The 14,144-nt window shown below is 52.3% G+C and carries 16 protein-coding genes and 3 tRNA genes; 15 read left to right on the forward strand and 4 right to left on the reverse strand.

Annotated elements, in window-relative coordinates; translation table 11 throughout:
* Positions 1-172: 172 nt before the first annotated feature.
* On the forward strand, positions 173-532 hold the full coding sequence (locus BLV85_RS08575) for a hypothetical protein (protein ID WP_090414272.1): 360 nt from the start codon (positions 173-175) through the stop codon (positions 530-532).
* Between the two features lie 75 nt (positions 533-607).
* Here the strand turns inward: BLV85_RS08575 and BLV85_RS08580 are convergent, their stop codons facing one another.
* Together BLV85_RS08580 and BLV85_RS08585 are read right to left on the reverse strand one after the other, a co-directional pair.
* Positions 608-949, reverse strand: a complete 342-nt coding sequence (locus tag BLV85_RS08580) for a YraN family protein (RefSeq protein WP_090414275.1) — start codon at positions 947-949, stop codon at positions 608-610.
* A gap of 7 nt (positions 950-956) precedes the next feature.
* The gene (locus tag BLV85_RS08585) at positions 957-2,051 is read right to left on the reverse strand and encodes a penicillin-binding protein activator (RefSeq protein WP_090414277.1); all 1,095 of its coding nucleotides are present in this window, start codon (positions 2,049-2,051) and stop codon (positions 957-959) included.
* A 9-nt stretch (positions 2,052-2,060) separates the two neighbouring features.
* Between BLV85_RS08585 and rsmI the strand changes: the two genes are divergently transcribed.
* Positions 2,061-2,945 carry a 16S rRNA (cytidine(1402)-2'-O)-methyltransferase gene (gene rsmI / locus BLV85_RS08590; protein WP_090414279.1) on the forward strand — a complete coding sequence of 295 codons (885 nt, stop codon included), beginning with the start codon at positions 2,061-2,063 and terminating at the stop codon, positions 2,943-2,945.
* 104 nt (positions 2,946-3,049) lie between these two features.
* Complete coding sequence (gene pyrC, locus BLV85_RS08595; protein WP_090414281.1) at positions 3,050-4,114, forward strand: dihydroorotase; 1,065 nt, start codon at positions 3,050-3,052, stop codon at positions 4,112-4,114.
* A gap of 40 nt (positions 4,115-4,154) precedes the next feature.
* On the opposite strand, the gene BLV85_RS08600 is transcribed toward pyrC, so the two are convergent.
* Positions 4,155-4,898 (reverse strand): MgtC/SapB family protein, encoded by a 744-nt coding sequence (locus tag BLV85_RS08600; protein ID WP_090414282.1) that lies wholly within the window; start codon positions 4,896-4,898, stop codon positions 4,155-4,157.
* 162 nt (positions 4,899-5,060) lie between these two features.
* On the opposite strand from BLV85_RS08600, the gene BLV85_RS08605 reads away from it, so the two are divergent.
* The 12 genes from BLV85_RS08605 (at position 5,061) to BLV85_RS15190 (ending at position 12,823) form a co-directional block, all read left to right on the forward strand.
* A tRNA-Pro gene (locus BLV85_RS08605) sits at positions 5,061-5,137 on the forward strand.
* A gap of 45 nt (positions 5,138-5,182) precedes the next feature.
* Positions 5,183-5,259 (forward strand) — tRNA-Arg (locus BLV85_RS08610).
* A gap of 67 nt (positions 5,260-5,326) precedes the next feature.
* Positions 5,327-5,402 (forward strand) — tRNA-His (locus BLV85_RS08615).
* 296 nt (positions 5,403-5,698) lie between these two features.
* The gene (locus BLV85_RS08620; protein WP_090414283.1) at positions 5,699-6,775 is read left to right on the forward strand and encodes a tyrosine-type recombinase/integrase; all 1,077 of its coding nucleotides are present in this window, start codon (positions 5,699-5,701) and stop codon (positions 6,773-6,775) included.
* A complete protein-coding gene (locus BLV85_RS08625) occupies positions 6,772-7,461 on the forward strand; it encodes a hypothetical protein (RefSeq protein WP_090414285.1) in 690 nt (229 codons plus the stop codon). The genes BLV85_RS08620 and BLV85_RS08625 overlap by 4 nt, the downstream gene beginning before the upstream one ends.
* Before the next feature lie 112 nt (positions 7,462-7,573).
* Positions 7,574-7,837, forward strand: a complete 264-nt coding sequence (locus tag BLV85_RS08630; RefSeq protein ID WP_090414287.1) for a hypothetical protein — start codon at positions 7,574-7,576, stop codon at positions 7,835-7,837.
* Positions 7,830-8,060, forward strand: coding sequence for a helix-turn-helix domain-containing protein (locus BLV85_RS08635; RefSeq protein ID WP_090414289.1), 231 nt, complete (start codon positions 7,830-7,832; stop codon positions 8,058-8,060). Before BLV85_RS08630 ends, BLV85_RS08635 begins: the two co-directional genes overlap by 8 nt.
* Before the next feature lie 56 nt (positions 8,061-8,116).
* Positions 8,117-10,411: a phage/plasmid primase, P4 family gene (locus BLV85_RS08640; RefSeq protein WP_176973981.1), complete on the forward strand. Its 2,295-nt coding sequence runs from the start codon at positions 8,117-8,119 to the stop codon at positions 10,409-10,411.
* A 300-nt stretch (positions 10,412-10,711) separates the two neighbouring features.
* Positions 10,712-11,077 (forward strand): VRR-NUC domain-containing protein, encoded by a 366-nt coding sequence (locus BLV85_RS08645; protein ID WP_090414292.1) that lies wholly within the window; start codon positions 10,712-10,714, stop codon positions 11,075-11,077.
* 12 nt (positions 11,078-11,089) lie between these two features.
* Positions 11,090-11,713 (forward strand): hypothetical protein, encoded by a 624-nt coding sequence (locus tag BLV85_RS08650; RefSeq protein ID WP_090414295.1) that lies wholly within the window; start codon positions 11,090-11,092, stop codon positions 11,711-11,713.
* Between the two features lie 275 nt (positions 11,714-11,988).
* Positions 11,989-12,342 (forward strand): YpsA SLOG family protein, encoded by a 354-nt coding sequence (locus BLV85_RS14870; protein WP_176973982.1) that lies wholly within the window; start codon positions 11,989-11,991, stop codon positions 12,340-12,342.
* 322 nt (positions 12,343-12,664) lie between these two features.
* Positions 12,665-12,823 (forward strand): hypothetical protein, encoded by a 159-nt coding sequence (locus BLV85_RS15190; RefSeq protein WP_176973983.1) that lies wholly within the window; start codon positions 12,665-12,667, stop codon positions 12,821-12,823.
* A 90-nt stretch (positions 12,824-12,913) separates the two neighbouring features.
* Here the strand turns inward: BLV85_RS15190 and BLV85_RS08660 are convergent, their stop codons facing one another.
* Entirely contained in the window at positions 12,914-13,315 is a 402-nt protein-coding gene (locus tag BLV85_RS08660) for a hypothetical protein (RefSeq protein WP_090414299.1), read from the reverse strand.
* Positions 13,316-14,144: the final 829 nt, after the last annotated feature.

Here is a 14,144-nt window from a genome sequence, read left to right on the forward strand (position 1 = left end):
TTAGCTGAACGGGCATGCGTTTGCGTATCCAAAAACTGACGAGTGATTATCCCGTGCCGCATACATCCAACCGAAAGTTGTATAGTGGCATATGGAAATAACGATACATACTTTTCATGACCCTATATTAGCGCGATACCATAGCAATCAATCGAGATTTCCGGGGGTATTCATGTATGAATCAAAATCCAAACCACCCCTATCGCGTCCCAAGTTTGTGCGGAGACTGCTGTTGCATGTCTTCGCCGCAGCAGGCGTGATCGCGGTGTCATTGATTGTCGGCGTCGGGGGGTATATTTTTTTTGAAGGCATCGCCTGGCATGACGCTGTACTCAACACGACCATGATACTTGGCGGAATGGGCCCGGCTACCTTGCCACAAACGCTTGCAGGGAAGCTTTTTGTCGGTTTTTACGGGTTATGTACGGGCCTGATATTTGTGACGACGATGGGCATGATCCTTGCGCCTGTTGTACACCGTATCCTTCATAAATTCCACTGGGATCGCAGTGAAGACTCGTCTTTGCCTTGATGGGCAGCTGCCAGATTCGGTAGTCAAATGCCGCCGTCCAGGTGACCGGCAGGACACTCGCTTGTTTCCCAGGTGTCAGTGCTCATCGAATGCATTTTGGATCCATTCTATTTCCTGGTTGCCAGAGATCAGGATGGCATCGAAGCGACAGGGCTGATCAGCTTCATGCCTGGAAAGATAATGGCGGGCGGTTTGAATCAGTTTTGTTTGCTTGGCCGCTGTGATGCTTGCAGCAGCACCGCCATAAAAATGACTGGTGCGCATTCTGACTTCGACAAATACGAGCGTATCGCCTTCTTGCATGATCAGATCGATTTCCCCAAAACGGCAGCGGTAGTTTCTCTCCAGCAGTCTTAGTTTATGCCGCTGTAGAAAATTCTCCGCCCGTCGTTCGGCTTCATGCCCCTTGTTTTGCATCGTGCGGCTAATGATATGGAATCACGCGGCCTTGTCTGAAGACTGCGGGAATCTGCCTGCGATTGAACTGATTGGGCGGTTCATAGCGAATATGTCCGGTCGCGCCAGCAAACGCGATATTTTCGGGTATATGCTTATGCAGCATGCGCAGTGTCAACTGGAAAGCATCGATTCCCAATGCATAAAACCGCTGGAGATTGGCATCGGTTGGCATATCCGGCTGTCGGTAGTGTTGGATGTCGGCTGGCTCCAGCTGCAACAACCAGGGCATCTCGGTGAATTGCACTGCGTCCAGTTCCTGGAAATAGGTGGGATCGCTGCTGCCAGTAAACACCAGCGAGGTTGCATATACCGGTATGGCAGGATGAATGAATAACCGGACAGCCCGGCTGCTGAAGCCATTCAATGCGAGAAAGACGACATTGTCCTGTTCGGAGGTGTGGTGGTAAAGCTGGACAAGCTTATCCTGGCTGCCAAGTTCGAATTCTTCGGCTGAAGTGATATTGTCTGGCCGGATCCATTCATCGGCAAAGGCTGCTTTGAGTCTTTTCGACAATTCACTGCGATCGGTGACAATGACAGCGTGGGGACGCGCACTTTCGGCCGCCAACTGGGCAACATACCTTGCTTCATCGGCAGTATTCATCCCAAACAAATAAAGGTTTGAAGGGGGATCGATATCTTCAATGGCTGAAGCATTGAGTGCCAACGTGGGAACTGTCACCATTTGACTGGCAGCCAGTGCACTGACCCCGTTGCGGGTAAGTGGGCCTACCACCATTTCGACGCCATCCCGAACCGCTTCCTGATAGCTATCGAGTATATCCTGTGCCTGCCCCGTCGTTGGATAGACACGTATCCCGGCCGATATGGTGGGTTCCCGCCCGGCGGCAGCGGAAAATCCCATTTGCAACGCCTGGGCGGCTTGCTTGAGCGCCGGGGCACCGAGCGGCAACAGCAGTGCAACTTGGTAAGTGGAGTCATGGCCGGCCGGATTCGCCGGATTTGTTAGGCTGGCGGGATCAGGCGGATTGGAAAAAGCGGCAGGACTGCCGTATAGTGCAGCCATCCATATCCAGAAATACCCAAGTAATCTTTTCATGGCAAAAGCATGCTGAATGCAGAAGGAAAATCCAAAGGGACATTATATGTGGTTGCCACGCCAATCGGAAATTTATGCGATATCACTTTGCGTGCACTGCAAATACTTTCCACGGTTGATATCATAGCAGCCGAGCATGTTCAGAATGCACATAAACTGCTGGCCCGCCACGCGGTACAAGCTCGTATCATGCCTTTGCATCAGCATAATGAAGCCAGAGCCGCTGAAAAAATTGTCGAGCTGCTGAAGGATAATAAATCGATTGCGCTGATCACCGATGCCGGTACGCCCGGCATTTCCGATCCTGGCGCATGGCTGGTACATGTGGCGCGTGAACAAGGCTTCCAGGTGGTGCCCATTCCTGGTGCGAATGCCGCCTTGTGCGCGTTGTCCGCATCCGGATTAATTGCTCCGCATTTCTTTTTTCATGGATTCCTGCCGGTGAAAAGCGGGGAGCGGCGACGTAAACTCACTGCCTTGAAAAATCTATATGCCTGCATTCTGGTCTTTTACGAAGCGCCGCATCGCGTGCTCGAAAGTGTGGCCGACATGATTGCGGTATTCGGCCCGGCGCGCGAAATTACTTTTGCCCGGGAGCTGACCAAACTTTTTGAAACCATCCATACCTGTGCGCTGGGTGATGCCCTCGACTGGCTGCAGGCGGATACGAATCGCTTGAAAGGTGAATTTGTCTTGTTGCTGTCACCAGCTAGCAAGCCCGAACGGGAAACAGACATCAGTCTGGAAGCCGAGCAGATGTTGATGATTTTGCAAAAAGAATTGTCCTTGAAACAGGCGGTTCAGCTGACAGCCGAAATTACCGGTGAAAATCGTAAGCAGCTGTATGCATTGGCATTGGAGAAGCAGAAACTGATGCCGGAGAATGAAATCTGATATGTTTTTCCCGAACGGTCAGTGCATCGCGCGCTGCGCTCTTGCATTTTTGTACTCCGACTGCGCCTTATTTTACTCATGATTGAAGCGAGGAAGCTGCCAAGATGATCTCACAACCGACGATGCTAACCCTCATCCGTCCCGATGACTGGCACTTGCACCTGCGCGATGGGCGGGCTATGCAGGCCGTCTTGCCTGATACGGCAAGGCGCTTCGCACGCGCAATTATCATGCCCAATCTTAAACCGCCCGTGACGACCACCGAACAGGCCGTGGCTTATCAGGCGCGCATTCTCTCGGCTTTGCCGGATGAACTGTCCGGCCGATTTCAGCCATTGATGACGCTCTACTTGACGGATAGCACACTACCCACTGAAATCGTGCGAGCAAAAATGAGCGGTGTCGTGCATGCTGTCAAGCTTTATCCGGCAGGCGCCACGACGCACTCCGATGCGGGTGTTACGGATATCACGCATTGCTATCCCGTGCTGGAAATGATGGAGCGGCATGATATGCCCTTGCTGGTGCATGGGGAAGTCGTCAATCCCGAAGTGGATATATTCGACCGCGAGAAAGTCTTTATTGAACGCGTGTTAATTCCACTTACGCAACGTTTTCCAGAGCTGCGCATCGTGTTTGAACATATTACGACCCGTGATGCAGTCGATTTCGTGCAATCAGCTTCCAGACAGATTGCAGCCACCATCACCGCACACCATTTGCTGTTGAACCGTAACGCGTTGCTGGCTGGCGGTTTGCATCCTCATCATTACTGCCTGCCGGTTCTTAAACGTGAGAGCCACCGTCGCGCGCTGCTTGACGCGGCAACCAACGGCAGTCGCAAGTTTTTTCTGGGTACGGACAGTGCGCCGCATCCAAGATCAGATAAGGAATCCGCTTGTGGATGCGCGGGCATCTATAGCGCGCATGCCGCTATTGAGATTTACGCACAGATTTTCGAGCAAGCGGGAAAATTGGATCGTCTCGAGGCCTTTGCCAGTTTTCATGGCCCGGATTTCTATCGGCTGCCCCGTAATCAGGATCGTATTTCGCTAATCAAGGAAAGCTGGCGCATTCCTCAACAATTTGAGTATGCAAACGACACCCTGGTGCCGCTCGGGGCAGGGGAGATGCTGGAATGGAAATTGTCCGAAGGCAGTCTCGATTGACTCTTGTTTGTTTATGACAGGCCGCCAGAAATTGGCAAACTCATTCTGTTGTGCTGGGGCTCCAAAAGGCCTGGCTGACGTAATCTTCCATGCGTATCTGTTTAACCAGTGCATCCAGCTCTTCGCCATCGATGGAGGTGGGCAGAAGGGTCGCTTCGATTTCGATCTCATGCGCACCAAACGCATGTACCTCGATATCCCGCAAAGGAATACCAGCCGATTCGAAGCTTCGCTCGAGCAGGGCCAATGCTTCCTTGCGTTGATTGCGCAGGGCGATCACGTAAAAGGCGATCACGTAAAAGGTGTAGGTCGCTTCAACCGATTCGATGTCAATTGGTTGGCGATCGACACGGTTAACGATGGGGCGCAGAAGGGTGTTGGCTGCCAGTACAAAAATGGCGCCGATCACTGCTTCCAGCCATAAATCCGCACCGGCAGCACATCCCACTGCGGCCGACCCCCATAGCGTGGCCGCAGTGTTGATGCCTCGCACATTGCCTTCTTCCCGCATGATGACGCCTGCGCCAAGAAAACCGACCCCTGATACCACATAGGCAATGACATGCAGCGCTGAGGGTGTGCCGCCATGGATCTCATGCAAACGGACGGCAATATCGACAAACAAGGCGGCGCCCACACAAACCAGCACGTTGGTGCGGAGGCCAGCGGTGCGCTGCCGTACCTGACGCTCCAGACCAATTATTCCGCCCAGGATAAAGGCGGTGGTCAGGCTGATCAGGCTATCAAGCAAAGATTGGAAATCGATATTTTGAATGGCTTCCATGCTTTCCTATTTGTTGTCAGTGTTGGTATTGGTCTGGCCATGATACGATATCATCTTGTATCGTTCACCTGCACTATGCATGGCCGAGAGCAATATTATGAGCAAATGTATAAAGATCAATTTGACGCGGGCCAGCTTAATAGGTATAGTAGCCGTCTTTTCCGGGGTGTAGCGTAGCCTGGTAGCGCGCCTGGTTTGGGACCAGGATGTCGGGAGTTCAAATCTCTCCACCCCGACCAATTTTATGCTTCATTGATTCGGGCCAGGGCCCGGTTTGAGTCGCAGTGCCCGTAGCTCAACCGGATAGAGCACCAGCCTTCTAAGCTGGGGGTTACAGGTTCGATTCCTGTCGGGCACGCCAGTGAAATGCTGGCCTTGCTTCAATGAACAAACGGATTGGAATATGTCGTTCTGACTGCTAATCTATGGTGGCTGTAGCTCAGTTGGTAGAGTCCCGGATTGTGATTCCGGTTGTCGTGGGTTCGAGCCCCATCAGCCACCCCAACAAAATCAAGCACTTAAGCAAATAAACCCCATCTGTCCATTCCTTCATGGGACAAAAATGGGACACTTCCAAAAAAATATCCCCCCTTTTTATTTCTCTTTGAGCTGGCGTTTTTGGCCTGCTTTGCCCCATTTTCGTCCCTAACTGTCCCTTATTTGTCCCATGTTTCAGGATGTCTTTTGTAAGCCACTGTTAACAAAGAAATATTATTTCCTGCTTATCGGATTACATATCCAGTATTGTTATTTTCTCTCTGCTGTTTTAAACTATTCTCATGGTTTTGAACAGGGGGCACATGGCCACAATCGAAAAAAGAGTCAACGCAAGGGGTGAGGTTTCTTACCGGGTAAAAGTCAGGATGAAGGGTCATCCGCCTGAGACTGATACGTTCAAAAAGCTCACCGATGCGCGGCAATGGACAGCGCGGGTTGAATCGGACATGCGAGCAGGGCGGCATTTTGGATTGAGCAGGCGTTACACATTCGGCAATCTTGCTAACGAGTATATGCCGCACGCCAAGGACAAGGATCGGCTGGCGCATTGGGTGAAGGTTTTTGGTGATGAATCGCTCGATACCATTACCCCGGCCAGGATCACCAAGGAACGTGACCGGCTTCTGTCTGAGACAACGCGCAACTTTTCCGAACCGGCCACGCATGATGAAGAAATAGATGCACGCCGGACAAGATCGAAGCGCAGCGGCGCAACGGTTAACCGCTATTTGGCGGCGCTGTCAGTCTGCCTTGCTTATGGGGTGAAAGCTCTTGGCTGGATCGAGCGCAACCCGTGCGAGCGCGTACAGAAGCCACAGGAAAGCAAGGGCCGGGTGCGGTTCCTGAGTGATGATGAGCGCGTCAAATTGCTTGATGCGTGCAGGCCACACGAACAGCTACGTCTGGCGGTTGTCTTGAGCCTTTCGACTGGAGCACGCCAAGGCGAGATTATGGGCTTGCGATGGCCCCAGGTGAATTTGAATGAGAAAACAATCACGTTGCACAAAACAAAGAACGGGGATCGTCGGGTGATTCCGCTTGTTGGTGAAGCCCTTGAGTTGTTGAAGGGCCGCGCCAGAGTGAGAAGCCTTCACGATGACCGAATCTTCCCAGCTAGTTCAAGGGCCAGGAAATCGGAGTGCCTTGACCTCAACCGGCCATGGCGGGACGCATTAAAGGCGGCAGGGATCACCAACTTTCATTGGCATGACTTGCGACACACAGCGGCAAGCTACCTTGTAATGAGCGGGGTCTCGCTGATCGAGGTGTCAAAAATTCTCGGGCACCGAACGCTTGCCATGGTGAGCCGTTACTCGCACCTGAGCGACGATCATGTTGTTGAAGCTGGCGAAAAACTTGCTGCGAGGCTGGGGCTATGAGCGATACTTTGATTAAGGATGTGTGGGACGAGGCATGTTCGCGCCAAAGTGAACACACAACTATGAGCGACACCACTCTGAATAGTGACGCTCGCTTTGTGATCGAACTTTTCGGGCTTGACGAAGACCTGACCGAGTGGGCGGGGAAGGCTGAGCTTTTGGAGTGGGAGGCCGTCCGGTTGATGCACGGGATCAGCCCTGACAGGTGGCGCGATGGTGCTCCGCGCGACGGTGATTTGCCCGACAGCGTTACCAGTTCCGTTAAACACTGTGTCGAGCTGGCGAAGCGTCGCGGCCACACAGAAGCCGCGCCGTCCTTTTGGATCGCATGGGGCAAAGAACAAAAGCTTGACCGTTTCGAATGGGAGGCGTTCCCGGAAATGGACGTTGACCGCGTTTGCTTGTGGGGCCTGTTTGCTGACTTGGTGGAGGAAGGCGGCAGGACGGTTTCGGGCAGGCTTGTGACGAAGATGGAGCAGCGCAAAAGTATGATTTTGGGCGAGATTAGGGAGCAAGGTCTTATACCGACGGCGCTGCCTAAATTGGTAAGCGGGTATAGCGGCACGCCCTCCAAGGTATGGGGGGCGCTTATCAAAAAAGGGCTTATGCAGAAAACACAGAGGTCGGTTTTTAATAAAGCATGGCAGGCGTGCCTTGAAGATGGCTCGATAATTTACGCCAAATAACCCTACCCCATTTGGGGGGTGGGTGTAGGGTTGCGGGGAGGGTTGGTTGCTCCTTTAAAGTCCGAAGCACTGCAAAACAACGCAGCGATTTCAGACAAATAAAGGAGCTTCCATGAACCAGCCCGACCTGCCTCAACTGGCAACAGTCCAAAACCTACCGGGGCTTTTCCCACATGCCGGACTGACCCCTTCGGCAGTCCGCAACCAAATTTTCAAATCTCAAGACCGAGTCAGCGCTGGCGGCGCTGTCATCCCTGGTAATGGCCTTGCCGAAGCTGGCGCGATCATTCGCCAGGGTCGTAAAGTCCTTATCGACGTTCGCAAGTACGCCCAATGGCTGACCGGCCAATCCCAAGGAGGGCGCGACAATGGCTAATTCTGCGTCTGTACAACGCCAGCAAATCCTTGATTGGCTGCAAACCAAACCCCTGTCAACAATTGAAGCCCGCGAACAGTTGGGCATTATGCACCCAGGCGGGCGCGTTTCCGAGCTGCGAAGACAAGGGCATTCGATTGTGACGAACGAAGCCAGCGAAGTTGATGCGGCCGGCAAGATTCACCGAGTCGCGAAGTACGTGCTTGACGTGCCTGGGGTCTGACAATGACGGCGGTCATTTTTGCCCCCGACCTCCCCGGCGCTTTCAGCCAAGCGGGCTTGCCTTTTCCCGGTTCAGTCGAGCCAGGAAAATTCGCCCGCTTTTCCGTTGATGGCCGGGCAGGCGACCGAGCCGGGTGGGTCAAGTACTTCCCGGACGGCAGCGGCGCTTTATTCGGTAGCTGGCGCGACGGTTCCTCATTTTGCTGGCAGCGCCGGGAGGACGGGCAGCCGGCCCCGTCACGCGCAGAAATTGAGGCACTGCGAGCAAGGGCCGAAGCCCAGCGCATTGAGGCGGAGCAGGAGCGCAATGCTTTGCACGCCAAGACAGCGAAGGCGCTTCAGGCAATGTTCGAGAAGCTGCCGCCAGCGAACGCGGACAATCCTTACTTGGCAAGGAAGGGTGTTCTTCCTATTGGCGATATTCGACAGGCCGGCAGTGGCACTTTAGTTATTCCAGTGCACGACGCGGAAGGCCGTTTGCAATCAGTCCAGTACATCAACCCGGACGGATCGAAGCGCTTTGCTGCTGACGCAAGAATGGCAGGCGGTCGCCTCATCCTCGGGTCGGTGGCGCAGGGCAAGCCGATTGCCGTGGTTGAAGGTTTCGCGACCGGCTGTTCAGTGCTCGAATCTGGCGCGGTATCGGCTGTGGTCTGCGCCTTCTCGGGTCATAACCTGCGCGGGGTTGTTGTTAGTCTGCGCGAGCGATACGACAACCAAATTATAGTTTGCGCGGACCTTGACACCAATGGAGCGGGGTTGAGGTACGCACAAGCCGCGATTGAAGGCGTGCCTCGTGCTGCTTTGGTTATGCCGGCGTTTGCCGATCAGCGCGATACAGGCGATTTCAATGATTTATTTCTTGCAGAAGGAGTCGACGCCGTGCGTAGCCGGTTAGAAGCCGTTTTAAGCGATTTTGATTCAGTGGCTAGCCCAACCCTTGGCCAGCCGTTTAAAGCCCCTGATTTGCCCGCGTGTGATGCTCGTGACGGAACCCTGACGACCCGGCCCTTAACTGAGCTTGGCAATGCCCAAAGATTGGCCGATATTTTTGGCGAATCAATCCGGTACGTTTCGGAGGAGAGGGCTTGGCTGGCCTGGAATGGCGGCTGGTCTCGTGATGACGGCGCAAAAGTGCGGGTTGCTGCGTGCGACCTGCCAGCGAAGATTTACGCCGAAGGAGCTGGGTACCTGAGTCAGGCGCATTTCTTTGCAAAACATGCAAGAGCCTCGGCGTGTGCGCGTTCAATTGATTCAGCGGTTGGGCTGTTTTCTGACATGGTGCGCATCTCTTCATCAAGTCTCGATAGCGATCCAATGCTGGTTGGTTTTGACCATGGGCGGCAGGTTGTCGATCTACGCACGGGCCAAACCAGACCGGCCAAGCAGGATGATTTTATCACCAAATCGCTTGGGGTTGATCGTGTTGGAGAAGCCCGCAACGCCAAGCGGTGGCTGGTTTTTCTTGATCAGGTTTTTGAAGATGCCGAGCTTGTCGACTGGTTGCAGCGCTTCTTGGGGTGCATGCTTACCGGGTCGACCGATGAGCAGATTTTCCTGTTCTTTTATGGCCACGGATCAAACGGCAAAAGCGTCTTGGTCGAGCTGCTAACCGATTTAATGGCGGATTACTCGACAACCATCCAGACAGAGAGCCTGATGGCGACAAAACGCCAAGCGGGATCAGCCACGCCAGACCTCGTTGAAGTTATTGGCGCACGACTTTTGACCGCAGTGGAAGCACCGGAAGGGGGCGATCTCAACGAGAACCTGATTAAAGCCTTGGTCGGATCAGACACGCTATCAGTTAGGCCGCTTTACCGAGCGCCCATAAAATTCAGGCCAGTCGGCAAATTGATATTGACCGGGAACCACAAGCCAATCATTCACGGACAAGACTATGGAATCTGGCGGCGGGTACGATTGGTTCCGTTCAACAGGACTTTCAGAGGCTCAGAAAAAGACCCGGATCTTCCCCGCAAGCTGCGGGACGAGATGCCGCACATTCTGGCGTGGATTATCGAAGGCTGCCTGCGGTGGCAGCGCCAAGGGTTGAGCGATACGCCAAAAGTGATTGCTGCCGAGACCGCAATCTACCAAAGGGATCAGGATATTGTCGGACGATGGATCGATGAGTGTCTGGCCCTGGGTGATGACTTTGAAGCCGTGGCCCCTGAGCTTTACGCCAATTACAGCGATTGGCTAGGAGAAAACGGGCTTCGGCCATGCTCGAATATCACCTTTGGTCGGCGTCTCTCTGAGCGTGGGTTCAAGGTCAGGAGAAGCACCGGAGGTTCTCGGGTATGGCAAGGTGTCCGTATCGTCAACGGCAGACATGGGGGGCCTTTCTAATGCTCGCTTGCCCTTTGGTGAGATTTGTTGCCGATCCGTCACTCTGCTTAAAAATTAAGCAACCACGGCAAAAAATTAGTGACGGATGGCGTTTTTTAGTGACGGATGAGTGATGGATATAAAACCGATGATTATTCATATAAAACAATTACTTAATGAATATTTTGCTTAACCGAGTGACGGATGAAGGGCATTTTTTAAAAAGTCTCCATGGGATGCTTCCTAGGAAAACTTTTAAAAAACGGGGTTTATCCGTCACTTCCGTCACTATCCGTCACTAATTGCCAGGGGAATTAGCCGATGATCATCAATATTTTTGGCGAAGAAATTGAACTACCACGGCGCAACAGGAAATTGGAATCTGGGGCGTTGGTTGAAGTGACCAAAGCACTTGAGACACATGCTTCTGTGGCGTGGGTTCGTCGGATGAACACGGGTGCGGCAAAAATCGGCGGGCGGTTCGTTCGATTCGGCTGGCCGGGGTGCCCTGACCTGATCGGGCAGTTGACTGACGGGCGCTTTCTCGGCGTGGAGGTGAAAGGCCCTGACGGAAGGCTGCGTACTGATCAAAAGATTTTCATCGGGATCATTGCCAGCCATGGCGGTGTCGCGTTTGTTGCGCGGAATTGCAGCGATGTTTTTGAGAATCTCGGATCAACTTTATAGGAGTGAGAAATAATGAGCGGAATTTTATCAATGGCTGGAATGATGGCCGGCGGCGCAGCGGTTGCGCATCGTGATGCAGTCAATGCTGAAGTGGATCTGCGAAACAAAGCTGGCCTTGCATTGTTTTCGGCAGAAATGAATGATTCTTTCGCGCAGCGGATTGAGGAGCGCAAGGCCATGCAGGAGCAAAAAATTTATGACCGTGACCGGTCAGACCTGCTGGCGGATGAACAACGTAAGTTTGCACGTGAGGACACGGTGAACGAGCGCAGCCGGAAACACGACATGACCAAGCTGGAGTTTCAGCGCAGTGCAGCGCTTGAACAGGAAAGCATGCGCCAGAAAGGGGCAGACCGTCGCAGCGCCATGGGGGTGCTGGCTTCTGGTACAAACGACAAGGCAGCCGACACTCTCGCAAAGAACATCGACAGCAACCGTAAACGCCTGTTTGACATCCAAAAACAAATGCATGACCCGCTCAATGCTTCAGTCAGGGCTGGCGAGGATTACAAGCGCCTACTGGAAAACGAAGCCCGCGAGCTGGAACTGCAAATCAAGCTTGATGCCGCCAAGATACAGAAGGCTGGTTCTGGCGGCGGCTTGTTCAATTTGAGCAACTACCCCAAAGGGCAATAGCAATTCCTGACACCCTCAACAGCAGCCGCTAGGATTTGATTCTAGGCCGTTTGGTTGGCTGTGGCTGGTGAGAGAGTAACCTGTAATGTGAATGCCCCTAGAATCGCTTTATATAAGGCGGTTTTAGGGGCTTATTTTTTGATTGATGGAAAGGTATGGCCGAATGGAGATAAAGCAAGGAATCATCAGTTCTGGTTTGTCGGGTGTATCTCGCTTGGCTATGTTGTGGGCCTTTGATAAAGCATATCCCTTTGGCGGATGGTCGATTCCAAAATATGGCAGCGAAACCGAAGCGGCAACGGATGGCCAAGTCGCTTGGTACCGCTACACGGCGGAATGTTCACGAGAGCCACGGCGCTTTAGCAATAACGTCATGCCGTGCGCTTGATCCTGAATCTGTTTACGCCAAGAAGGTATGTGACGGGCTTTCCATGCCCTGGCTGCACGTGGTTATCGGTGATTACAACCAGCAGACGATCCGCAGATTCATTCAAGAAAACTGGATCGAAAGATTGTATGTCGTCGGGGATGATGCAGTAACCCGTCATCAGTGCGAGGCTGTGCTTGATGTTGTGTCCGGCGCATGGAGCGAATTTGAAATTATGATTCTTGCCAGCAAGGTTTGTTGAACGCAGATTTGCGGCAACTGTTTGATGTGTGCCCGGGTGTGTGTGTTATTTAACGTGAACCAAAACAGGATAATCTGCCCCCCCCCACGATGATGTTTCAGTTCTGAGTCATCCATTTCCCATTTTGGGGAAAGTGTCCAAGCAGGTTTCCAAGTTTGAGCGGCTGTGTCCAGAGATCCGTCCAAATCTGGATGGATGTTTCACGGAAGGTTTCACGGCTGGTTACACCCCATCAATTCCAAATCGCGGTGGCCCAATCGCATTCCAAATGCCTTAAGGCCAGGTTAAACTTCAGCATTATCAATCGAAATAAAGGACTGAGATGGAGACGACAGAAGCGGAAACACCAAAAGATAAAAGCAGCAGCGCCCACCCGGTTTCTGAACGGCTGACAGAATCAGAAATCGAGCAGTTGAAGCAAGAGACAGCCGACGCGAACGCATACCTTCAAAGTCGGTTCAAAGGTCTGAAAGTGCTCTAGCCACGGCCATTCTGTTTGGGGGAGGCTTGGTTGGTTCTCAAATCTTGCCAAGATTCCGGGAGCAGCAACGCCACCCCCGGCAGTCATCAATCAGTTTGGCCGTGTCACGAAATGCCCCTCATAAAGCGTGAGCAGGTCGTCACGCAACAAATCGAGCACATACAAAAAGCCGTCAAAGTGCTTGGCGGTAGCGAAGTAATCCTGGTTATCTGCCTCACACTCAAACATAAAATCAAGCGCGGAAGCTATCCGCAAAATCCAATCCATGACGACTGGATCAGCTCCCATCGCTTGACGCCTTAAATCAATTCCTACCAGCCGTATGGCGTGACATGGGCCTGTCAGTTCATCGGGCACTTTTCCTTTCTGCGCATCAATCAAATAATCAAGCGCGCTGACGGCGTTTGAAATTGCTTTGGCAGTGTCGTCCGTCTTTGCCTGGGCATTGTATGGCGCGCAAGTTTCCTCATTGATATTTATAGTTCCTTCCATGGTCTGCCTCCCAAAAGTTTAAAGAATGTGTGCATTGTATGGCTGGCCATTCTATTCCGTGGGACACTTATGGGACACTAAAACAGAAATAACCACAAAAAACAGAAATAGGCCAGAGAACTAATTATATGATAATCAAGGAATAATTTGTTCCTGATTGTTGCGGTTTTTTGGTTTTGTCGGATTGTGATTCCGGTTGTCGTGGGTTCGAGCCCCATCAGCCACCCCAAAACACATTCAGCAAACTGCACATTTATAAGTGGCAGTCTAAGCATCCCGCCATCTGCGGGAAATCACCTCAAAAAACACACCATTTTTAAGCTGTCCGGCTTGTCGGCATGTTTGCTGTGAGCATCAGCACGTCGTGCTGCGGGCAGGCTAAACACTGCAAACAAATTAGCTAAGCCGCTCGGGGTTGTCGACACAAGTTGAAAAAAACATTTGAAGGCGACGGAATAGTTGATTGACTGCTCTGACGCAAGCTGGCAGTCTTTTCAGTTCCGTTCGCAGCTTCAGCATTCAAGCCTAGTCATGTCTAGAGTGAGGTGGTGATTTCTTCTGGATAACTTGCCCATAAAGGACAAAATATCTGGTGCCGGACAGCGCTGCCAATCAGGCTGAATTACTCTGTGTTTTAGATCGACTTGATAAGCGATTGATATTAAGCAAGTTTAAATTTATTTTCGTTTTAATTAAAAAAGAGTGTTTGTTTTTTTCTAAACATGCGTATAATTCGCATCTCTAACGCAACTGACGAAACGCAACAAACGAATCACAAGTCAGAGCGAGGCTCTTTAAAAAAGCAAATAACCAATAAGTGTGGGCGCTT

It is taken from the genome of Nitrosomonas halophila, from assembly GCF_900107165.1.
Taxonomy (GTDB): domain Bacteria; phylum Pseudomonadota; class Gammaproteobacteria; order Burkholderiales; family Nitrosomonadaceae; genus Nitrosomonas; species Nitrosomonas halophila.